Origin of the sequence: Bartonella sp. AP11XZML (assembly GCF_042196445.1) — a bacterium.
GTDB lineage: Bacteria > Pseudomonadota > Alphaproteobacteria > Rhizobiales > Rhizobiaceae > Bartonella.
Genome location: NZ_JBHIQF010000019.1, coordinates 57,876 through 81,475 on the forward strand (window position 1 = coordinate 57,876; position 23,600 = coordinate 81,475).

Genomic DNA, 23,600 nt, shown 5'->3' on the forward strand with positions numbered 1-23,600 from the left:
TAAAAAAAACAGTTTTATTTAATCAATATATTTTTAAAAATTTTTATTGTTAAGTATAATATTAAAAATAAAATCATCTTTGGAACCTGTTAGTAACACAGAGGTTAATGAAGTGTTGTTTCAACAAATGGTAACAAGATGACACTAAATAATTTTTTGAAATTAAGTACTTTTTTTATAATGATTGCATGTGTCTCGTTGATAGTCACGACTTCAATAAGTGAAGTTTTTCACCTTCCTTATTGTCAAACCTTTACCTATAGCTCTACTCAAAAGGTCACTAAAATAGGTCAGAACTCATTTACTGCTTCACAAGTTAAAAATTGTCTTATGCAAAATGGTTTTGAGAATATTAAACGATTGCGCTTAGATGACAATGGTATCTGGCGTGCTTTAGTAAAATTTAAAAAGTCCCATTTTTTCGTATCCGTTGACTATTCAGGAACAGTTAGCATTCAAAATGAAAGAAAAGAATATGATTGATTTAAAAACTTACAGCAACGTTTCTTTTCACAGCTGTAAGAAAAAAAAATTAAAAGAGTGCTGCCATTCTATTAAAGAATTTGCTTTCATTGGCGGTTTAAATGGTAGCATATCAGGAGCTATCGCGGCAACTCTTGCAGCTTATGGTTATATTGCTCTTCCAGGATTTGGTCCAGTTATCGCAATGGGTATAGGAGTAGCACTTTCTGCCGGAATAATAATAGGAGCACTGATAGGATCAGGAATGGGAGGGAGTGTCGGTATATGCTGTATTTTATTGGGAAATTTATATGAATCATAATAATTTTTTCTCTTATAAATTTCATAATGAATAGAAATTTCTCGTCATTTTTTCTACGAAAAACAATTAAATCATCAACAAATTATATGTTCTTTTTTTGATGAAACGATCATCATATTATAAATGAAATAATAGCTAACTTACTAAAATTCCTTATTTAATTTCTTATAATACCTCAAAAAGTAGATTTTTTAAACACATCTCTTGAAGAAATGTAAGTGAGATATAATTATCCATCCATAAAAGCTGTATTTTTTATAGATCAAAAAATAAAAGTTATGTTCAGAAATATATATAAACATACTTTATTTTATTTGCTCTTTATAAAAACTAATATTTCTATGTAAATTATTTTTTTTAAAGTTCAATTTAAGACACTTATATAACATATAATTAGTATAGATTATTATTTATAGATAATAATCTATTTAAAGATAAGTATAAAGGTATTTCATGAAAAAAATATTATTATCATTATTGTTTTTTATGGCATTTTTAATTCATAAAAATTCTGCATTAGCACTATCAAAACAAGTAAATATTTATAAATTAGAAGATAACAATTCCAAAAAGGCTATTGGTAGCATTAAAATTGAAGAAAACATACACGGTTTGATTTTCATCCCTAATTTATCTACTTTATCAGAAGGAATACATGGTTTTCATGTACATGTAAATCCTTCATGTGATAAAAAAGATGGTATAATTGGTGGAAGCGCAGGTGGACATTATGATCCGGAACATACCGGAAAACATTTAGGACCTTATAATGTCAATGGTCATCTTGGTGATTTACCAGCACTTTATGTTGATAAGAAGGGATATGCCATAATGAGCGTTCTTGCTCCACGATTAAAAAAAATCTCTGAAATTAAAGGGCGCTCTTTAGTCATTCATTTAGGGGCTGATAATCAATCAGATAAACCATTACCGCTTGGCGGAGGTGGTTCACGTTTAGCGTGCGGTATTATTGAAAAATAAAGAGAGTATTGTGGCAGACTGCGACAGTACACACTTCCTTTACCATAAGGTGTGAGAGAAATTTATTTTTTAAATCTATTTCAAGAAATTGAGTAAACTATGTGAATATTTTATAAAATTAATGTTTTTTTGAATGTTTACTTCGGATAACAAAAAGCTTAGTAATCATCAAAACGAACAGCAATGGAAATTAAAGAAATAGTAGTGTAAATTCTCCGTAAGAAGACTTCAATATGAGGAAGTAATATTTTCCATGCTTGATGTAAACAAAGCAAAAAAGTCGAATTTCACCCTCTATAATAGCAAATTTATAATAAATTATAATCATTAAGTCTAGTATCTAATGGAATCACGCTCAATGCACAAAATAGAACAGGCTTAAAACAGAATTTTTACTCTTCCCCTACTCAACCCTACTCATGAGGTACGTGAGAAAAATTTTAATTGATACAATATCAATATGAGATGGTTTAAAAGGATTGAATACTAGGATATTCATTCCCCTCATTTAAGTTTAAAGACTAATTATCATTAGTAAATCAACATATTATACCAATATAATAAGACAAATAAAATAGTTAGAGTAATTTTTCATCATTCTGAAAAAAGGCTTTTAAACAATAGAGTCTTTTTAAAAATACCCCTCATAGATACATATGATCCCAATCTAGAGGACGCATCTCACCAGTTTGATAAAATTGACGAATGAGCTTAATATAATCAAGAAAATCTTTGTTTTCCTCCACTAATCTATTAGCAGTATCCCAATCAATATCACTACGTTCTTTGGCAGGAATTAAGATCTCACTCTCGGAAGAGTTTTCCTTATTAAGTCTTATAAATCCAATTCCATGCAAACTTGAAAGCATCCGAAGCTCTTTTAATGTATCAACTCCTTCAATTTCACTAGCTACTAAATAACTCAAATTAGCCCATGAAGAATTACTAACTGTTTGAAAAAATGCTTTTCGTAAATTTGAACGATTGATGAGAATTTTTACTTCAAAAGACCAAAGCTTTGTCTTTTTATCAAAATATTGCAAAACACAGTCTTTGATTTCACGATTCCATTCCTTGCTTAAATCTTGCATCCCTACGAGATCTGGATAAAGCCATTTATTTCCGCCTGCACCATGTTTATTACGAGAACATTTCTCATTAATGCGCTTGCTATAAACTGCAAGCTCTGACCATAAAAATTTAGATAATAACGGATAAAGATCATGCTCTTTAACAGAGCTACCTTCTGTTCTACTCTTTGCATTGTCCTCTATTGCGTCAATTTCAGCACTATCTGTTTGTTTAGTAAAATAATATTGTCGCGGTCGTCCTTCAGTGGTTTTAATTTCTGAATAACGCTTTTGTAATTGAGGGCGCTGCGATCCTATTTCAGCAACAATTTGCTGAATAAGAACTGTATCACTATTAAGGGGATTGATTATCGCCGTTGAATGCTTTTGTTTTTGGCGGCATTTCTCTGGGTAATTTTCAAATATCCATTGAGCAATTTCTCGAGCTGTAAACTTTTTTGTCGGGTTTTTCTTTAAAAAATTAAAAACAGTGTTTGTTAAATTTAAAGTCATATGAAAAACTCCCCCTTTTATCCTCTGGGTATTTCATTATATTCAGGCGTTTTAAATGAAAGAACAATAAACTGTTTAAGTTTTTAAAAAAAAGAACATTTATCAAATTACTCAATAAAATCAAAATATTTTTTTAATTTATGACTATAACTCAAAGATCTTTTCACATAACGAAAATAAGATTGTACTTTTATAAAAAATTGTAAATGTGCTACAAATCCCCATACAAAAGCATAATCTTGTATAACTTTTCTATACATTTTTCTTTTTATTTTAACGTCGTTAGAAAAAAGTTAAAAATAATTATTCAAACATTTGATTGAACCTCACACCCGTCAATTAAAAAAACTTATGTGTTTTATTTTTGAAGCAAAAAGTTACGAGCTCTCAAGTATAGATTCTGAAATGGTAAACTCTGCACACAAACCTTCAAAACTACTATTTGCTTTAATAGCATCATGGGGAATAAGAACATAATACCATTTTTTATCGCCATAAGTCGCCGCATAGCGCGTTGCATAACAACACCATTGAACTGCCAGCTTCTCTCTTTTTTAAAACAATAGGATTTTGCATTTCAGAGGCTTTTTTAGGCTCACAAAGATATTTGGCATCCTTCGTTTCTACAACAAAGTCCGGTTCATAGATTGATCCTTTATCATATTCTATTCTGAAAAAACCTCGAGCGGGTTTTATCCATTTCAAGACTTGTGCATCATCCTCTAATATTTGAGCAAATCGTAATTCCCCTTCTACTGAATCAAACTTTTGTAAAGGATAACAGCATTTACTAAAGCCGCTGAATACAAGTTTTTTAATATCACTTTTAATGGCAGGAATATTACGAAAATCAAGAGGAGACGTCCCTTGCGGTAACACATAATGGATAGGTGATAAAGTTGTAAAACCTCGTGTAACTTTAACCGCATAATCTTTTTGCGTTTCCCATTGATGTTCTCTTAATTGCGCAACAATAAAACTAGTAAGCTTGTGCTGATAGTGAATTAAGACGTTCTCAACAGCTGTATCATTGGGTAAATAAGATCGGAAATGTTCTACTATCTGACTAGCTAATTTTCGTAATAAGAGCGTATGGTTATCATAATCGACAAAGTCATTATCAATCAAACCACGAATGATGTAGTTTTCAAGATAAGGCTCTTTTACATATTCATTCTTAGAAGTAAGAAAAATGCTTTTATGGGTACGCAATTCTCGAATTAAAAGTTCTTTACTAACAGGTTGAAAATTTAAGCTTTCTAGATTTTTTAAATCAAAATCATAAAAACCATAAATAACATCACGCGAAGGTATGAGTATAATATTTGGAATATCTATTATCAGTTCTGTTAATTGTTTTGTCAGAATTGTCACCACTTTTGATACAAGAGACTTTTGTGATGAAGGCTTAATATTCATAACTTTATTAGCAATTTTTTCTTGTATCTGTGTAGAACAAAGCATTTGAGAACTTGACAATTTATCATTCTCTTTGATAAGATCCCACGCGATCGCTACAATATCTTGCTCTTCAGGTGTTAATGTAGGGGAATCTGTATTACGTAATATGATACTTTGTAAATCAGAAGATGCTCCATTTATATCGGAATTACGTGTTACCATCGTTTGCATCAATAAAGCTTCTACTTGACTTGGAACTGTCACTATATCGGTCTTTTCAAAGGGGATATTCCCTCCTGTTCCAATCTCAATATGCTTTTTTATAATTGAGTTTGGATCGTTTGCACGATCAATAATATCTTGAAAACGATCATGCGCAATAATTGTTAAACGATCAATAGCTTCCACGCCTGTTCTATACCCATAAGCCAAACGCAATCCACGCCCAATTGTTTGCTCTGTTAAAATTTCTGAAGCCGATGCACGCAACGGTACAATAGTATAGAGATTCGTAACATCCCACCCCTCCTTTAATTTATTAACGTGAATAACAATTTCTGTTGGGTTATGAGAATCTTCAATTGCAATCAGCTTTTGAATATTTTGATCTTCTTCTATATTCGACTGTTTTGTATGAATCTCTATAACTTTTCCCTTATAAGCTCCTGCAAAAAAATCATCTGATTCCAATAAATCACGCAATTTCTGTGCATGATTTGTATCTTGAGCGACAACTAAAATAAAAGGCTTAACGAACTTTTTGTTATAATCTTTTGCATAGACAATTAAATCTGCTTTCACGTTTTCATGGGCATGAATTGCATCTTGTAATTTGATATGTTCTAATTGTTCAGATGTATAATTTTGAGGTTGAAAATCTTTACGTGTAGCAACAGCAGGCTCTTTTACAAAACCATCCCTCATAGCCTCTGCAAGTGAATAACTATAGACAACATTTTAAAATCTACAGGTTTTGCACCTATTGTTTTTGGTGTCGCTGTAAGCTCTATTCCTAAAACAGGTTTTAACTCATTAATTGCTGCCGCACCAGCAGAAGCTCGATAACGATGTGCTTCATCCATTAACAAAACTAAATCAGGAAGATTTGCGAGATAATCAAAATAACTTTCACCAATCGTTTCTTGTAAGCGTTTAATTCGCGGAATACTAGATTTTAGTGCGCCTTTTTTATTATCTGTTGTATTAATTTTAGAAATATTAAAAATATTGATAAAGGCCGTATCTCTATTCTCAAACAAACGCTTTTGTCCTTCAAAATGGTGTTCATCAACGCGAATACCTTTACCACTTTCATAATCTTCACCTGTAATAATAACGGGTCTATTGGCAATAAATTCACTCATTCCACTGAAAACATACTTCGGACTTTGGGGACTAAAATCCTGTTTTAACTTTTCATAAATAGTCAAATTTGGCGCTAAAACAAAAAAATGGCGACTGCGACCTGTTAAATAAAGATAGCTAATAAAAGCCCCCATAAGTCGCGTTTTTCCAACACCCGTTGCTAAGGCAAAACAAAAAGAGGGAAAGTTTCGTTCAAAATCTTGTACAGAAGGATAAAGATTTTTTATCACTTCTAACTCTGCAACCAAATCAGCATTTTTAGAAAGCTCTATATTTTCTAAGATTTTTACCAAAATATTTAAAGATTCACGTTGAGGATCACGTAACGATAAGCGAGCAGAAATCCTTTTTTCAATAGTGTTCATGAAAAACTCCGCTTTTTATATACTATTCAAATAAATCTAATTCTGCTTGCGCAATATCTTTATTTTTGTTGTTTTCTTTTACCACAATCACTGGTTCAAGATTGGCTACATTTAAACTATAATCGTCCCTTCCCCATTCGCATTTTTCTAACACTGCACGGGGGATTTTAGTGAGTGTCAGATTTTCAAAGGATGCTGATTTTGTATCAAAGGCTGTACCACAAATCAGCAACGTGCGATGAGAGCCTACCTCTTCACTCATTATACGGAGTTGTTCATGGGTCATAGCGCTTGTTGTGACATAAATATAATCTGTTTCGGTTGAGTACCCTTGCATCCAATAATGATTTTCATCAGGTGCATAGGTAAATCCCATATGTTTGCACATTGCTTCTGAAAGCATCGCAGCATTATATTCGCGACTAATAATCCATTGTCCCCATGGATCTTTTTGCAACAGAGAAGGTGCAAGACTATAATAACGAAATCCACCGCCACCTTGCCAATTGACACTTTTGGAAATTCCCCCTTGATCAGTTCCATCAATGACTTGTTTTAAACGAGGGATAATGTGGGTGTGACAATGTTCACCAAGTTCAATCATAATCCACTTTCTTCCCATTTTATGAGCAACAGCACCGGTTGTGCCGGAACCCGCAAAAGAATCTAAAACAAGATCACCAGGATTAGTGGCAAGTTGAATGATGCGTTCCATTAACCGCTCAGGTTTGGGAGTTGTAAAGACATTATCAGAATTAAAAACTTTGACTTCTCTTTTGGCATCTTGGTTGTGTCCCACTTCTGTATAGAGCCAAATCGTCATTGAAACCATACCATTTTTTACTTCTGATAAAAAACGTTTCATAGAAGGAACATTACTTCCTGTTGGACCAAACCAAATACGATTATCGTTCAATAATTCAAAGAATTTTTTTTATTCATAGCCCAACTTCTACCATTAGGAGGCATTACCTTGCGTCCAGAAGGTGTGATGATTTCATAAATATCCTTAGGTGTTACTCTTTTTACGGATAAATCTCCAGATTTCCAAGGACCGCGAGGATCATTATCAGGATTTTTATAGCGCGCATCCATATTGTTTGAACGAGGAAGCAATTGAGGGCGCCAAATCGTTTTATCTTTGGCATAAACCATGATAAAATCATGGTTATCGGAAAGCCATTTTGTATCATTTTGTGGAGCATATTTCTTTTGCCAAATAATATTGTTGATGAAATTTTGGCGACCAAAAATTTCATCCATCATCACTTTAAGATAGGCTTGTTCATCATCATCAATTGATATCCAGATACTTCTATCATCCGCCAGTAAATGATGTAACAATTCTAGCCTGTCTCTCATAAGGCTGAGCCATATGGAATGCTCTAAACCATCTTCATAATGTTCAAAGGCATTGCCTGTATTATAAGGCGGATCGATATAGATACATTTTATCTTCCCCATATATTCTTGTTCAAGCGCTTTGAGTGCGAGCAAATTGTCACCAAAAATAAGTTTATTATCAAAAATATCTTGGGATGATATTTGATGCGAAGCGTGATAAGATTTTTCAAGATCCTCTAATAAGATACGAGGCTCTAGTTTTGGGCGTTTTTCTTTTCCAATCCAGTTAAGTTCTAATTTTTGTTTATTATAACTCATGCGATCGTCCTTAAATTCAAACGCTTGTGAAAAGTAAACAGCTTATTCATGAATGGCTAAATTAGAGTCTCTTAACAATACTTTTAGTACCATCCGACAGCAATTTGAGCTTCTTCTGACATACAATCAGGTGTCCATGGTGGATCAAAAGTCATAGTGACTTCAACATACGAAACCCCTTCAACTGCACTGACTGCATTTTCTACCCACCCCGGCATTTCACCAGCAACAGGGCATCCCGGTGCTGTAAGAGTCATTTCAATTTTTACTGAACGATCATCTTCAATATCAATACGATAAATCAGTCCTAGCTCATAAATATCAGCAGGAATCTCTGGGTCATAAACTGTTTTAAGAGCAGCAATAATATCATTCGTCATACGATCAATTTCATCTGCTGGAATTGCTGATATGTAAGATTTTTTATTTTCACTTACAGTTTCAACAGATTCTGTAGAATGACGCTCTTCAATTAATTCAGCCATTAAAAAATGTCCTTGTTTCTTGCAATGCTTCTACCAATTGATCTATATCTTCTTTAGTGTTATACATGGCTAACGATGCGCGGCAAATAGATGTTAGACCAAAGCGCTGTAATAAAGGCTGTGCACAATGAGTTCCCGCACGTATTGCAACCCCTTTTCTATCAATAAACATAGCGATATCATGGGCGTGAATTCCTTCAATTGTAAATGATATAATAGCTCCTTTATTGGGAGAATGACCATAAATACGCAATGACTCAACCATTTTAAGTTTTTCCTGCGCATAAGCTAAAAGGGACCTCTCATGGGCATGAATCGTGCTACGACCTTTCTCTTGTATATAATCAATCGCCGCAGTTAATCCAATAGCTTCAACGATAGGAGGGGTACCTGCTTCAAAACGGTAAGGAGGAGCATTATAAAACACCTTATCGGTTGTTACCTCCTCGATCATTTCCCCTCCCCCTTGAAAAGGACGCATTTCTTCTAATCTATCTTCTTTACCATACAAAACACCAATACCAGTGGGACCATAAAGCTTATGACCTGTAAAGACATACCAATCACAATCGAGATCTTGCACATCAACGGTTAAATGTACTGCTCCTTGAGAACCATCAACAAGAACCGGAATAGAATTTTGATGTGCTAGTTTAATAATCTCTTTAACAGGAGGCACAGTTCCTAATATATTGGACATATGCGTTATAGCAACAAGCCGCGTTTTTTCGCTTAAAGCCTTTTGGAAATCTTCAATGTGCAGAACACCATTTTCATCGACAGGAACAAAAATAAGTTTAACACCTTTTTGTTCACGGAGAAAATGCCAAGGAATAATATTTGAATGATGTTCCATGATCGTTAGAACAATCTCATCACCTTCTTTGAGTTTTGGCATCGCCCAACCATAAGCAACAGTATTAATAGCTTCTGTTGCATTTTTCGTAAAAACAATTTCTTCAGCTTTTTGAGCATTTAGAAAAACACGAACGGTTTCACGAGAATTTTCATAGGATTGTGTTGCTATATTGGCTAAAAAATACATTCCCCTATGCACATTAGCATAACTATAGTGATAATAATTATTCATTGCATTGAGTACTGACATTGGTTTTTGGGCAGAAGCACTACTATCAAGATATGCTAATCGCTTTCCATAAACTTGATGGTGCAAAATAGGAAAATCACGCCGAATTTCTTCGACATTATAAGTAAATGTTTGTACGTTATTTTCCATTTTTTCTACCTTAAACATTTTTTTCAAGCCATTTACTAATGATATTCTCCAAAACGATTTGAATCTTATCCTGCTTGATGTCATCAATGAGCTCAGAGATAAATCCTTTAATCAAAAGTGCACGAGCCGTTTTAAATGGGATACCACGCGCCATAAGATAAAAAAGATAATCATGATTAATATTAGCAACTGTTGCACCATGACCGCACGCAACATCATCAGCAAAAATCTCCAGTTCAGGCTTTGCATTAAATTCTGCATCATCTGAAAGAATAAGGCTATTACAAGCCATGCGTGCATCTGTTTTTTGCGCTTTTTGAGAAACACGTATTATTCCTTGGAAAACACCAACAGCCTTATCTGTAACCACATTGCGTATAATTTCGGTTGATGTTGATTTTTCTTCCACGTGACGAACAGTCATTGTAAGATCACTATGTGTTTGTCCTGATAATAAATTTATGACGCGTAATTGAAAATCAGATTCTTCTCCCTGTAATTCAATATCGATTTCTTGGCGATTTAATTGACTCCCTATATTAATGACATAAAGTGATAACTTCGCTCTTTGATCAAGAACAGCACAAAATCGACCAAATTGTGTAGAATTAAAATCACGATTGCGAATGAGAATCCACGTAACATCACTATCAGCAGCAACATTTAATGAAAATATTGAACTGACAAAGGTATCTTTATCATTGCCAACCTGATGTTCAATAAACATAACTTGACTATTTTTATCAACTTTCATATCCGAAAAAATATGAGATTGTCCCCCCATTTGTATATTTTGTAATTCAATGGGGATATTTAACTTTGTATTTTCAGGGATGTGAAAAAGCCAACCATCTGTAACAAAAGCTGTATTTAACTGTCCAATAAAATCTTCATCAGAAATGTTTTGATTTATCTGTACAGAATTATCTTCTAATGCGTCTGAAAGGCGTTTTACTGCAATGTTGTCTACCTTTGACTCTATCGATGTTTTTCCATTGTTTATGGAGAAAACAGCACTTTCTGAAAGCAATGCATCAACCAATTGATTGTCTTGAACTTTTGAAAAATTGCTAATAGACTTCAGTAAGGTACGCAGATTGGTATAATGCCAACTTTCGATTTTACGGGAAGGAAGCCGTGTCATTTGAAACTGCTCAATAGTTTTCTTGCGGATTTCCTGTACAGCTTTATCACCAGGTAAGTGGTTTACATACTGATTGAAATTACTGAGTATATTTTCTTCAACCGCTAACAAGTTTTGCTGTGCATTCATATTTAATAACCTCAAACCGCTTCCCTAATAAGATCAGCATACCCATTTTGCTCTAAATAAAGCGCTAAGGATTTATCACCGCTTTTGATAATTTGTCCTTTATAAAGAACATGTACCGTATCAGGAATAATATAATTAAGCAGCCGTTGATAATGGGTAATCACCAAAAATGAACGTTTTGAATCCCGAAGTTTATTAACACCATCTGCAACAATTTTTAGTGCATCAATATCTAAACCAGAATCCGTTTCATCTAAAATGCAAAGTGTAGGTTCAAGAAGTGCCATTTGTAAAATTTCAGCGCGTTTTTTTTCTCCACCTGAAAAACCTACATTTAATGGACGCTTTAGCATATCCATATCTATTTCAAGTTTGGCTGAAACTTCTTTAACACATTTTATAAATTCAGGAATTTTAAGTTCTTCGTCACCTCGCGCTTTGCGTTGAGAATTCATCGCAACTTTTAAAAATTCCATTGTTGCTACCCCTGGTATTTCCATTGGATATTGAAATGCAAGAAAAACACCATATGCAGCACGTTCTGCTGGATCCATTTCTAAAAGTGATTGTCCATTATAGAGAATATCTCCTTCTGTTATTTCATAATCATCACGACCAGCAAGCAAATAAGACAAAGTTGATTTTCCGGCTCCATTTTGTCCCATGATAGCGGCAACTTCTCCATCTTGAACTGTCAAGTTTAAACCACGAATAATTTCTGTATCGGTTTCAGCAATACGGGCGTGCAAATTTTTGATCTCTAACATAATTTAATCCTGTTTTGGCTGTTTTTCAGATATCAATGCGTATTATTTTACCTTAGCATCCATCTACTTTTGTAATTACCATAGAGGTCATTTTTAGCATTATGTGCTACCGTTACAGCCTTTTTACATAAAGTCTTCTATTTATTTAATTAAATAAAATTATCCAACACTACCTTCAAGGCTAATACTAATAAGCTTTTGTGCTTCGACAGCAAATTCCATAGGAAGTTTTTGAATGACCTCTTTTACAAAACCATTTACAATTAATGCGATAGCTTCTTCTTCGGGAATTCCTCTTTGCATAACATAAAAAAGTTGGTCATCAGAAATTTTTGATGTTGTGGCTTCATGTTCAAACTGAGCTGTTGCATTTTTTGCTTCAATATAAGGAACTGTATGCGCACCACAATCATTTCCGATTAACAAACTATCACATTGCGTAAAGTTACGCGCATTTTGTGCTTTTCGATGCGCTGTGACTTGTCCTCGATAAGTGTTATTTGAAAAACCTGCAGAAATACCTTTGGAAATAATGCGACTGGATGTATTCTTTCCCAAATGAATCATTTTTGTACCAGAATCAATTTGTTGATAACCGTTTGCAACAGCAATAGAATAAAATTCTCCACGCGCATTATCACCACGGAGTAAGCAGGATGGATATTTCCAAGTAATCGCAGAACCGGTCTCAACTTGTGTCCATGAAATTTTAGAGCTATCACCTCGACAATCTCCACGCTTCGTCACAAAATTATAAATACCGCCCTTTCCATCTTTATCGCCAGGATACCAGTTTTGTACTGTAGAATATTTAATCTCTGCATTTTCAAGCGCAATAAGCTCAACAACAGCAGCATGAAGTTGGTTTTCATCACGTTGGGGTGCTGTACACCCTTCAAGATAAGAAACATAGGAATCTTCAGCGGCGATAATCAATGTTCGTTCAAATTGGCCAGTGTTGCGTTCATTAATCCTAAAATAAGTTGAAAGCTCCATAGGACAACGAACCCCTTTAGGAATATAAACAAATGAACCATCCGTAAAGACAGCTGCATTTAAGGCCGCATAATAATTATCACTTATAGGTACAACTGTTCCTAAATATTCTTTAATAAGCTCAGAATGTTCAATAATCGCCTCTGAAATAGAACAAAAAATCACACCAGCACGTGCCAGCTCTTTTTTGAATGTTGTTACAACAGAAACAGAATCAAAGACTGCATCAACAGCCACCTGCCCCGATACAGACATACTGTCATCAAAAGTGGAGGGATCAGACTGTTTTCTTACTCCTGCCAAAATCTCTTGTTCTTTAAGGGGAATGCCAAGTTTTTCGTACATTGCTAATAACTCAGGATCCACTTCATCCAAAGATTTTGGTCCTGTATGATTTTTAGGAGCAGCATAATAATAAAGCTCCTGAAAATCAATTTTAGGATATTCAAGACGCGCCCAATGAGGCTCTTGCATTGTCAGCCAACGGCGGTAAGCTTTTAAGCGCCATGTTAGCATCCATTCAGGCTCATGTTTTTTAGCGGAAATAAATTTGATAATATCCTCATTTAAGCCTTTTGGAGCTTTATCGGTTTCAATATTGGTTTCAAAACCATATTTATATTGGTCAACATCTATTTCACGTACTTGGCGTATCGTTTCTTGTACTGCCGGCATAAATTTTCTCCATTTTTGGGCGTCAAAAACCGGTAACTAAAAGTCTTGTTTTTTATAATATTAAAGTAAGCAAGTTATCTCCTAAGCTATAGGTAAAGTGCAAAAATTTCAATCAAACTTATTTTATCTTTAAAATAATTCTAATTTTTCTATTTTTTTAGTGATAAGTTTTATTCTTTTTTCCTGTTTATAATTTGAGAAAAAAACGACAGAAAATCATCAATATCTTCAGAAGTTGTGCCACGCCCTAGCGAAATGCGAATGGCACCATTTGGAACATGATACCCCATTGCCTCCAACACTTTGCTTTGTTTTACTTTTCCCGAAGAACAGGCAGAGCCGGATGATAAAGAAAACCCTTCTAAATCAAAAGCAATTTGCATCGTTTCAGCTTTTATATTTTTCACGGTAAAGTAAGTTGTATTTGGCAAACGTTGAACTCTTTTGCCAAAAATCTCAACATTTTTACTTATTTTTTGTAGTCCAGCTTCTAATTTATTGCGTAAATATATTAACTGTTTTATTTCCTCCTGTGTGAAGCAATCAGTCATTGCTGCCCCAAAAGCAGCAATAAGAGGCAATGCTTCTGTTCCTCCACGGAGACCTTTTTCTTGTCCTCCCCCAATAATAAGAGGGTGTGGCATGAGAAGATTACCACATGAAACAAAAGCACCTATTCCTTTAGGACCACCAACTTTATGTGCAGACAGTATAAAAAAGTCTCCTCCTAGCTGATTAATATCCACAAAATTTTTATCTATATATTGTGTCAAATCAACTATAAGAGTGCCTCCTAAATCCCGAACAATAGCGGCGATTTCTGTTAACGGTTGAATAACACCCGTTTCACTATTTGCAGCTTGAATAGCAACAAGAGGTAAACCTTTTATTTTATCGTGAACCGTTAAGAGTGATGTTAATTTATCTTGTTGTATGAGCCCATCTTGATCAACATCAATGACGCTTATCAACTCTTTAGAAAAACGTCCTCCCTCTGCAACAGAGGGATGTTCAGTCGCTCCAAGGTAAAGATGAGAAAATTTAACTTTTGCTTTCCCCATATTGTAAAAGGGTGTTAACAAAGTCATTGCAGCCTCACTCGCACCAGAGGTAAATACCACGTGATCTGGATCTGTTTTAAGATTTTCAGCGATTTGCCGACGGGCCTTTTGTAACAAAGTTTTAGCGGCACGCCCTTCCTTATGAACCGATGATGGATTACCAAATATCTCTAAAGATTCCAGTAACGCTATCCGTGCCACTTTTTTGAGCGGTGTTGTTGCGTTATGATCAAAATATCGGCGTTTTATAACCATTTTACATCGCAATCATTAATCTTATGAATTGATTGAAAAAATAGCGCATTTTTCTTGAAAAGTGCACTAAAAAAAGAATATCTAATAATTATTTAAGAGATTCTATGGTAAAAGTCGACCAGGGTCAAAGAGAGCCTTTTATTGCATTAAGGAGCATTTTATGCCAGAAATTATTTTTAACGGTCCCGCGGGTCGGCTCGAAGGGCGTTATCAACCTTCACAACAAAAAAATGCACCCATTGCGATCATCTTGCATCCTCATCCCCAATTTGGTGGAACTATGAATCATAAAATTGTCTATGACCTTTTTTATATGTTCCAACAACGTGGCTTTACAACTTTACGTTTTAACTTTCGTGGTATTGGTCGTAGTCAGGGTGAATTTGATTATGGAATAGGAGAACTTTCAGATGCTGCTGCTGCTCTCGATTGGGTTCAAACACAACATCCAGACTCTAAAAATTGTTGGGTAGCAGGATACTCATTTGGAGCATGGATTGGTATGCAGCTTTTAATGCGCCGACCGGAAATTGAGGGATTTATCTCAGTTGCCCCTCAGCCTAATGTTTATGACTTTTCATTTCTTGCACCTTGTCCCTCTTCTGGACTTATCATTCATGGCGGTATCGATAAAGTTGCCCCTCCAAAAGATGTTCAAATACTTGTCGATAAATTAAAAACACAAAAAGGTATCATCATTACACAAGAAATATTGGAAGAAGCTAATCACTTTTTCAGTGGATGTCATGAAGAACTTATTGAACGATGTGCCCACTATTTGGATAACCATATCTCCAATGAACTTCTCGCTCCTCCTCCTGAAATACTTTCACTAACTTAGGAACATACGATAGATTTATAAAAAATTAGCAAAAATCGTCTCTGATCATAACAAAGTAATTTTTTTAGTCTGCATTTAAAACTTTTCTAAATTTTATTTCAGGATAGAAATGAGAATAACAGAATACCTTTTTTCTATTACTAAGAAGTCTCTTTTTTAGCGTATAAAGATAATAATACCTGTATTATTATCTTTATACTACCAATATGTCTCTTTCTCTTGTGAGGTGTGCGTCAGTTATGATAGATAACGCATTAATAATTCGTTATATAATCGCCTATTATATAAAATAATGCACTCTTAAATTAGGAAATTAAATCTGTGTTTGCCTTTAAATCTGATTTTTTACACATTATGAGCGAACGTGGTTTTATCCACCAAATTTCAGATGAAAAAGGCTTAGATGATCTTTTTTCAAAAGAAACTGTAAGCGCTTATACTGGATTTGATCCAACAGCATCGAGTTTACATGCTGGAAGTCTTCTTCAGATTATGATGCTTTATTGGTTACAAAAAACGGGTCATCGCCCCATTGCTTTAATGGGTGGAGGAACCGGATTGATTGGTGATCCTTCTTTCAAAGACGAAGCGCGACGCCTTCTGACACAAGATGATATTGCTGCAAATATTGATGGTATTAAAAAGGTATTTGCTAACTATTTGACATTCGGTGACCGAGAAACTGATGCTTGTATTGTGAATAATGCTGAATGGTTATGCAATTTAAACTACTTAGAATTTTTGCGTGATGTAGGAAAGCATTTTTCTGTCAACCGTATGTTGTCATTTGATTCTGTCAGACTCAGACTTGAGCGTGAGCACTCTTTGTCATTCTTAGAGTTTAATTATATGATTCTGCAAGCTTATGACTTTGTTGAACTTTATAAACGTTATGGGTTGCGTATGCAAATGGGGGGCTCTGATCAGTGGGGCAACATTATTAACGGAATCGAATTAGGACATCGTTTAGGAACACCGCAATTATATGCGTTAACATCACCATTGCTGACAACCTCTTCCGGTGCCAAAATGGGTAAATCATTGAATGGGGCTGTATGGCTAAATGCGGATAAACTCTCACCTTATCAATTTTGGCAATACTGGCGCAATACAGAAGATGCTGATGTAACACGATTTCTAAAGCTCTATACTCCATTGCCGATGGATGAGATTCTTAAACTTTCTCTATTACAAGGAACTGAAATTAACGAAGCAAAAAAAATTCTTGCAACAGAAATTACAGCAATGTTGCATGGACGTGTTCTTGCTGATGCAGCAGCAGAAACGGCTCGCAAGACGTTTGAAGAAAAAACTCTGGGAGAAAATCTTCCAACTGTTGAAATTAATGCCTCAGAATTAAAAAAAGGTGTTGGATTGCTCACTCTTTTAGTAGAAGCAGGACTCGCTAGATCTAATAGTGAGGCACGCCGACACGTTCAAGGTGGAGGTGTCCGTGTAAATGATCAAATTATTGAGGATGAAACACATCTTATTATTGAAGGGGATGTCAGTGCAGAAGGAACCATTAAACTTTCTTTTGGTAAGAAAAAACATGTTGTGATGAAACCAGTATAATCTTTTGCTGTTTTGTTTATGTTGTTCACGTCGAGCTTGTTCTTTCAATTCAATCGTTGTGATAGGGCGAATTTTGTTAGGGAAATAAAAGTCTCTTCAAAACGATAAAATTCTAGAGAGTTGAATAGTTCTTTTCTTCTGTGTAATCTGATATCTTATACCTGTTACACAAAAAAGAAAGATGAAAACAATGACAAGACCAATGAAAGGTGCTCTTGCTCCTGATTTTACTTTGCCGCGCGATGGAGGAGAGACAGTGTGTCTTTCTGACTTTAAAGGAAAGCCTGTTGTTTTATATTTTTATCCCAAAGATGACACCAGTGGTTGCACAAGTGAAGCACTTGATTTCACAAAATTAAAGATGAAATTTGATGAAATCGGTGTTGCTGTTATTGGAATCTCTCCAGATAATGTAAAAAAACATGATAAATTTAAAATAAAACATGAACTTGATGTCATCTTGGTTTCTGATGAAGAAAAAACGACCCTCGAAGCTTATGGTGTTTGGGTTGAGAAAAGCATGTATGGACGCAAATATATGGGAGTTGAACGGAGCACTTTTTTAATTGATGCAAATGGAATAATAGTAGAAGAATGGCGCAAAGTAAGCGTATCTGGGCATGCTGAAAATGTTTTAGCTACTGCAACACTTTTATATCATAATGGTAACTTGTAAATTGAGTGTTTGATTTATCTTCAAAAGCAAAAGTTATTCTCCCTAATTGATTTTAGTTTTTCAACGGATTCAATTTTTACAATATATTGATTTATAAGGATAATGAATTGTTTTACATTTATATTAGTCCCTCGAATATCCCAAATTTTTCTTATTTTAGATTCTTCCTATCACTTGCAATATCATAAGCAGAATTGGTGTGTGAGAAAAAAATGAAGAAAGAAACAAAAAAATCCCTCTTTAAACCTTTAAAGTATCAAGGACTATCGTAACATCACAACATCAGTAAAACGAACAGCTTAAGAAAAAATCTACATGGCTTGAAGGAAGGATATATAATTAACGAATATCCTCAATTTTTTTGTCTTGTCTATGAATGCGCCGTGCGAGTGCTGCCTCTATAAATGCATCTAAATTACCATTAAGTACGGATTGTGGATCCGTATTTTCAATTCCTGTACGCAAATCTTTGACAAGCTGGTAGGGTTGAAGAACATAAGATCTAATTTGATGTCCCCATCCGATTTCTGTTTTAGAAGATTCAGCAGCATTGGTTTCTTCTTCTCTTTTTTTAAGCTCTTCTTCATAAAGCCGTGCACGCAACATCGACCAAGCCGTAGCGCGATTTTTATGTTGAGAACGCTCTGTTTGACATTGAACAACAATACCCGTTTTTATATGTGTGATGCGAACAGCAGAATCTGTCGTGTTAACATGTTGTCCTCCTGCTCCAGATGCACGATACGTATCAATACGCACATCTGCCTCTGAAACATCAACTTCAATATTGTCATCAATAACTGGATAAACCCAAATGCTCGCAAAAGAAGTATGGCGCTTTGCATTCGAATCAAATGGAGAAATCCGCACTAAGCGATGAACGCCTGATTCTGTTTTTAACATTCCATAAGCATTATGCCCTTTTACAAGAATAGTCGCTGACTTTATTCCTGCTTCTTCTCCATCATGAATTTCTAAAATCTCAACCTTCATTTCATGCTGTTCAGCCCATCGCATATACATACGTAAGAGCATAGAAGCCCAATCTTGGCTTTCTGTTCCCCCTGCTCCAGCATGAACTTCTAAATAGGTATCATTCGGATCTGCCTCTCCTGAAAGAAGTACGTCAATTTGCCTTTTATCTATCTCATTTTTAAGATTACGTATTGATCTTTCTGCATCAGCGATAATTTCCACATCACTTTCTTCTTCGCCCATCGCAATAAGCTCAATGCATTCTTCAAGTGTTTTTGTAAATGATAAAAGACCATTGATTGAATTATCAAGACGTTGACGCTCACGCATCATATCCTGTGCTCGTTGTGCATCATCCCATAATGATGGATCTTCCGCTTTTTGATTAAGATATTCAAGACGCTTTAGTGATTGATCCCAGTCAAAGATGCCCCCTTAGCAATTGTATTGCTTTCTGGATTTCATCAACTAATGTTTCTATTTCTGCTCGCATAATTTAACACCGTATTTTTAAAAACTCTTTTTGTTTGTGTCTCTTAGCATTTTATACAAATTTAATAGCTGCTATCAGAAAATGGTACAGTTCTATCACTCTATTTATAGAACCGACATTGTAAAAAAGAGATAAAAACCATGACTCATGGCAAAAGGAGATTTTGTCGATTAATACAGCCCACCTGTCCCACTTTCAAGTGCTTTGTTGACTTGTGGAGAAGTCGTTACTGCAGGAACACCTTCTTGAAAAGAATTTGTACTCCCAATAACTTGATATATATCAGCAGGCCCAGTCCCTGGTTTAAATGCTTCTATAATGACATCTTGATCTCCTCTTTCGGCAAGCATTCCTGTTTTTCGATTAATTGGCATTAAAATCATACCCTTTGGCATCTTAAAGGGAACATCTGGCTTCCCTTTAAGAGCATCTGTCATAAAATCACCAAAAATAGGTGCAGCTAATGAACTTCCTGTTCCATTATATCCTAACGGAGCTGGTTGATCATAACCGACAAAAATACCAACGACAATGTCAGGAGTAAATCCCATAAACCAGACATCCTTAGAGTCATTGGTTGTTCCTGTTTTAGCGGCAATATGTCGATTAAGATAACGTAAACGTGCCGCAGTACCACGCTGAACAACCCCTTCCATCATCGATGTAATTTGATAAGCCGTCATAGGGTCAAGAACTTGATCTCGCTCATCAATCAATGTGGGTTCACTTTGATTATTCCATGAATTCGTATTACAATTTTCGCAAATACGATCATCATGACGATAAATTGTCTTCCCATAACGATCTTGAATTCTGTCTATCAGAGAAGGTTTAATAGAGCGTCCGCCATTGGCAATAACGGAATAAGCTGTAACCATTCGTAATACTGTTGTTTCTCCAGCTCCTAAAGCCATAGGAAGATAAGGCTGCAATTTATCTACGATCCCAAAGCGTTCTGCATATTCAGCGACAAGAGGCATTCCCATATCATTGGCAAGCCGTATTGTCATAAGATTACGAGAACGCTCAATACCATAACGCAACGTTGAAGGTCCTGCAAAGGTACCTCCATAATTTTTGGGTTGCCAAACTTCACCATTATATTGACGAACTTCAATGGGACCATCTAAAACAACGGATGCTGGTGTATATCCGTTATCAAGAGCTGCTGCATAAACAAAAGGCTTAAAAGCAGATCCCGGTTGGCGATAAGCTTGGGTTGCACGATTGAATTCAGATGCGGCAAAAGAAAATCCTCCCACCATAGCAAGAACGCGCCCTGTATGAGGTTCCATAGCAACAATTGCACCTTCAACCTTTGGAATTTGTTGTAAACGATAAGTGTTGTTTGTATTGGATAGTTTTTCAACAAAAATGACATCCCCAACTTGTAGAACATGAGATAAGCTCTGAACAGTTTTTCGATAACCATTTTCTTTTACAACATGGAGTGCCCATTTTGAATCAGCTTCAGATAAAACAGCAATTTCCCGTTTTTTTGATAATATACCTGAAGCTTCGCGCTGTGGCTGTAAACCAATCTCTACTTTGTTGGGATTAGTAGAAAGAACAACAGCTAAACGCCATTCAGGAACATCACTTAGCCCTGTGATATCTGCAAGTTCTGTCCCCCAATCAACTTTCTCATCAATATGCGCATAAGCTCCACGCCATCCTTGCGCATGATCAAATCTAATTAATCCATCGTGCAAAGCACGTCGCGCAATAAGTTGTAAATGCGGATCAAGCGTTGTACGAATGGAAAGCCCACCTTCATAAAGTGTTTTAGCCCCATAGCGATGTATTAAACGACGCCGCACTTCTTCAGTAAAATAATCAGCTGCAAAAACATAGCTATCACTCCCACGGATTGTCGCTCCTAAAGGTTTAGCTTTCGCTTTTTCACCTTGTTCACGTGTTACATATCCATTTGCAATCATCCGGTCTATAACCCAATTACGCCGATCAATAGCACGCTGTGTATTCTTAAATGGATCATAATTTGCTGGTCCTTTTGGAAGAGCAGCCAAATAAGCACATTGTTCTAGCGTCAGGTCATTGACGGATTTATTGAAATAGGTCAATGAAGCAGCAGCTATGCCATAAGTGCCACGACCCAGATAAATTTCATTGAGATAAAGTTCGAGAATATGATCTTTTGAATAAGTTTTCTCAATACGCATTGCTAAAATAGCTTCCTTAAATTTACGTTCTAACGTTGTTTCTGAACTTAAAAGGAAGTTTTTAGCGACTTGTTGCGTTATAGTTGATGCACCCTCAGGACGTCTTCCAGAACCAATATTACGAATATTATTGATCAAAGCTCGAGAAAGTCCTTCAGGATCTAAACCAAAATGATGATAAAAGTTTTTGTCTTCAGCTGAAATGAAAGCATTTATAACAAGCTTTGGTATTGATTGAATCGGTAAATAGAGGCGATGTTTTGTTGCAAACTCTGCCATAAGACGGCCATCAGAAGCATGGACACGGGTCATTACCGGCGGCTCATAAAGTGAAAGAACTTCATAATCAGGGAGTGCATTTGCTTGACCACTGGTCATAACACCCCACGTTATTGCACCATAAAGTCCAATAACAATAAAAAAACGAAGAAGATATCTTAAAAAAATCATCATAAAAACGGCTATCGCTTTCTTAAGAATTAATTAAAGAAAAAATACGTTACTTCAAACACACCAAGTGGATATCACCACAAGATTGAGATCAAGAGAAATTGTTTTCTATCTTTTATTTATACCAGGGTACACTAGAAGCCCATATTGATACTCTATTTTCTCATAAATTTAAAGAGGCTGTATCATTTTCTGCCTATAATCAGCAAATTGACGAATAGAATGAGCAATAGAGGCTGCCATTTGTTTTCTCCAATGAGGATCATTTAATAACTTTTCATCCTCTTTATTGGATAAATAACCTATCTCTATCAAGACTGAGGGTATATCTGAAGCTCTTAAAACTTGAAAATTAGCATACCGATGTGGGTTATTAATCAAGTTAATATGATTCTTTGATAAACTTGAAATAACACTATTTGCAAAATTAACCGAAAATGTATGTGTTTCACGTCGTGTAAGATCCATCAAAATATCTGTAACTTCGAGCGTTTCATCTGCAGGCAAACCATCAAGCAAATCAACTTTATTTTCATTTTCAGCTAAAGATTTTGCAATGGCATCAGAGGCTTTATCTGATATGGTATACACTGTGGCACCGCGAAGAGAATGTAGATCAATCGTATCTGCGTGAATAGATATAAAAAGATCAGCATCAAACTCTTGCGCTTTTTTAACTCTTTCACTTAGTCTTAAAAAAATATTGGAATCTCGTGTTAAAGCAACGGTAATATGAGAATCCTTTTGTAATTCGTCTCGCAATGCACGCGCAAAGTCTAAAGTCACATCTTTTTCTAAAATTCCAGTAACACCCCGTGCACCACCATCAATACCACCATGACCAGGATCAAGAACAACACGGAAATTATATGCTGGCATTAACTGTGTTTTTGTATCAAAATTGCTTCTTTGCTGTTTTTTTAATATCTCATCAAATTTTTCTTGTGTACTTTTACGAATATCAATCAGCAACTGCCATAAACCATTATTTAATTTTTTTACGACATTTTTTTCAACCACAAAAGCCGTTTTACTTGTCAAAATAATGCGTGAAGTCTGTATGTCAGAGAAAGCATAACGCACATCTGAAAGCATAACGGATAATGTACTCCGTTTCTTTAAAGGCGTATTTTGCATCGAAAAGTCAATTGTAGGTAAATTGATAACCAAACGTGCGGGCCTGTCCAAAATCTGTAAACGAACATTTGGTTTTGAATTAAAAACCGCAATAATACGCGTATGAACACTATCACCAATGGTTCGAAAATTAATAAGTCTCAGAGGATCTGCGGCTTGAACACTAGTTTGGAGTAGCAAAAAAGATAATAAAAAGTATGTGACGAGCACAATAACATCCCCATAAGCTGTTTTCAGCTTTTTGGTAAAAAAAACTCTTATCATAAGCAAAATACTCTACATTACCTTTGTAATAATTTATCTTGGTTACATAAAACGATACACCAATTTATTATCTATTTTTCAATAAAAGCTAAATAAACACCTCAAAACGAAATTAA

18 protein-coding genes and 1 pseudogene are annotated in these 23,600 nt (G+C 35.2%); 6 read left to right on the plus strand and 13 right to left on the minus strand.

Going from position 1 to position 23,600, the window contains the following annotated elements:
* Positions 1-138 precede the first annotated feature (138 nt).
* The 3 genes from ACFIMG_RS01900 (at position 139) to sodC (ending at position 1,765) form a co-directional block, all read left to right on the plus strand.
* Positions 139-483, plus strand: a complete 345-nt coding sequence (locus ACFIMG_RS01900) for a hypothetical protein (protein WP_375611907.1) — start codon at positions 139-141, stop codon at positions 481-483.
* Positions 476-784, plus strand: coding sequence for a hypothetical protein (locus tag ACFIMG_RS01905; protein WP_375679093.1), 309 nt, complete (start codon positions 476-478; stop codon positions 782-784). The genes ACFIMG_RS01900 and ACFIMG_RS01905 overlap by 8 nt, the downstream gene beginning before the upstream one ends.
* A gap of 453 nt (positions 785-1,237) precedes the next feature.
* Complete coding sequence (gene sodC / locus ACFIMG_RS01910) at positions 1,238-1,765, plus strand: superoxide dismutase [Cu-Zn] SodC (RefSeq protein ID WP_375679094.1); 528 nt, start codon at positions 1,238-1,240, stop codon at positions 1,763-1,765.
* A gap of 644 nt (positions 1,766-2,409) precedes the next feature.
* On the opposite strand, the gene ACFIMG_RS01915 is transcribed toward sodC, so the two are convergent.
* The 10 genes and pseudogenes from ACFIMG_RS01915 to ACFIMG_RS01960 form a co-directional block, all read right to left on the minus strand.
* The gene (locus tag ACFIMG_RS01915; protein WP_375679095.1) at positions 2,410-3,348 is read right to left on the minus strand and encodes a COG2958 family protein; all 939 of its coding nucleotides are present in this window, start codon (positions 3,346-3,348) and stop codon (positions 2,410-2,412) included.
* Between the two features lie 377 nt (positions 3,349-3,725).
* A pseudogene (locus ACFIMG_RS01920) lies at positions 3,726-6,479 on the minus strand (DEAD/DEAH box helicase).
* A 22-nt stretch (positions 6,480-6,501) separates the two neighbouring features.
* A complete protein-coding gene (locus tag ACFIMG_RS01925) occupies positions 6,502-7,395 on the minus strand; it encodes a DNA methyltransferase (protein WP_375679096.1) in 894 nt (297 codons plus the stop codon).
* Entirely contained in the window at positions 7,392-8,141 is a 750-nt protein-coding gene (locus ACFIMG_RS01930; RefSeq protein ID WP_375679097.1) for a site-specific DNA-methyltransferase, read from the minus strand. The genes ACFIMG_RS01925 and ACFIMG_RS01930 overlap by 4 nt, the downstream gene beginning before the upstream one ends.
* 83 nt (positions 8,142-8,224) lie before the next feature.
* Positions 8,225-8,626 (minus strand): SUF system Fe-S cluster assembly protein, encoded by a 402-nt coding sequence (locus ACFIMG_RS01935; RefSeq protein ID WP_273791253.1) that lies wholly within the window; start codon positions 8,624-8,626, stop codon positions 8,225-8,227.
* Positions 8,619-9,863, minus strand: coding sequence for a cysteine desulfurase (locus ACFIMG_RS01940; protein ID WP_273791254.1), 1,245 nt, complete (start codon positions 9,861-9,863; stop codon positions 8,619-8,621). Before ACFIMG_RS01940 ends, ACFIMG_RS01935 begins: the two co-directional genes overlap by 8 nt.
* A gap of 10 nt (positions 9,864-9,873) precedes the next feature.
* Positions 9,874-11,136, minus strand: coding sequence for a Fe-S cluster assembly protein SufD (gene sufD / locus ACFIMG_RS01945; protein ID WP_375679098.1), 1,263 nt, complete (start codon positions 11,134-11,136; stop codon positions 9,874-9,876).
* A gap of 11 nt (positions 11,137-11,147) precedes the next feature.
* Positions 11,148-11,903, minus strand: a complete 756-nt coding sequence (sufC, locus tag ACFIMG_RS01950; RefSeq protein ID WP_375618156.1) for a Fe-S cluster assembly ATPase SufC — start codon at positions 11,901-11,903, stop codon at positions 11,148-11,150.
* Positions 11,904-12,062: 159 nt separating this feature from the next.
* The gene (sufB, locus tag ACFIMG_RS01955; RefSeq protein ID WP_375679099.1) at positions 12,063-13,574 is read right to left on the minus strand and encodes a Fe-S cluster assembly protein SufB; all 1,512 of its coding nucleotides are present in this window, start codon (positions 13,572-13,574) and stop codon (positions 12,063-12,065) included.
* Between the two features lie 170 nt (positions 13,575-13,744).
* Positions 13,745-14,890 carry a cysteine desulfurase family protein gene (locus tag ACFIMG_RS01960; RefSeq protein WP_375679100.1) on the minus strand — a complete coding sequence of 382 codons (1,146 nt, stop codon included), beginning with the start codon at positions 14,888-14,890 and terminating at the stop codon, positions 13,745-13,747.
* A gap of 160 nt (positions 14,891-15,050) precedes the next feature.
* On the opposite strand from ACFIMG_RS01960, the gene ACFIMG_RS01965 reads away from it, so the two are divergent.
* The 3 genes from ACFIMG_RS01965 to ACFIMG_RS01975 all read left to right on the plus strand — a co-directional run bounded on the left by ACFIMG_RS01965 (position 15,051) and on the right by ACFIMG_RS01975 (position 17,982).
* Positions 15,051-15,731 (plus strand): alpha/beta hydrolase, encoded by a 681-nt coding sequence (locus tag ACFIMG_RS01965; RefSeq protein ID WP_375632240.1) that lies wholly within the window; start codon positions 15,051-15,053, stop codon positions 15,729-15,731.
* A 321-nt stretch (positions 15,732-16,052) separates the two neighbouring features.
* Entirely contained in the window at positions 16,053-17,306 is a 1,254-nt protein-coding gene (gene tyrS / locus ACFIMG_RS01970; protein ID WP_375628094.1) for a tyrosine--tRNA ligase, read from the plus strand.
* Positions 17,307-17,496: 190 nt separating this feature from the next.
* Positions 17,497-17,982: a peroxiredoxin gene (locus tag ACFIMG_RS01975; RefSeq protein WP_375611894.1), complete on the plus strand. Its 486-nt coding sequence runs from the start codon at positions 17,497-17,499 to the stop codon at positions 17,980-17,982.
* A 339-nt stretch (positions 17,983-18,321) separates the two neighbouring features.
* Here the strand turns inward: ACFIMG_RS01975 and prfB are convergent.
* From prfB to ACFIMG_RS01990, 3 genes are all read right to left on the minus strand, one after another.
* Positions 18,322-19,450, minus strand: a protein-coding gene (gene prfB / locus ACFIMG_RS01980; RefSeq protein WP_375679101.1) for a peptide chain release factor 2 whose coding sequence is annotated in 2 segments (ribosomal slippage) — positions 18,322-19,380 and positions 19,382-19,450 — 1,128 coding nt in all. Because the reading frame shifts where the segments join, the coding sequence is not laid out codon by codon here.
* 170 nt (positions 19,451-19,620) lie between these two features.
* Positions 19,621-22,086: a penicillin-binding protein 1A gene (locus ACFIMG_RS01985; RefSeq protein ID WP_375679102.1), complete on the minus strand. Its 2,466-nt coding sequence runs from the start codon at positions 22,084-22,086 to the stop codon at positions 19,621-19,623.
* A gap of 168 nt (positions 22,087-22,254) precedes the next feature.
* The gene (locus ACFIMG_RS01990; RefSeq protein WP_375679103.1) at positions 22,255-23,484 is read right to left on the minus strand and encodes an N-acetylmuramoyl-L-alanine amidase; all 1,230 of its coding nucleotides are present in this window, start codon (positions 23,482-23,484) and stop codon (positions 22,255-22,257) included.
* Between the last annotated feature and the right edge of the window lie 116 nt (positions 23,485-23,600).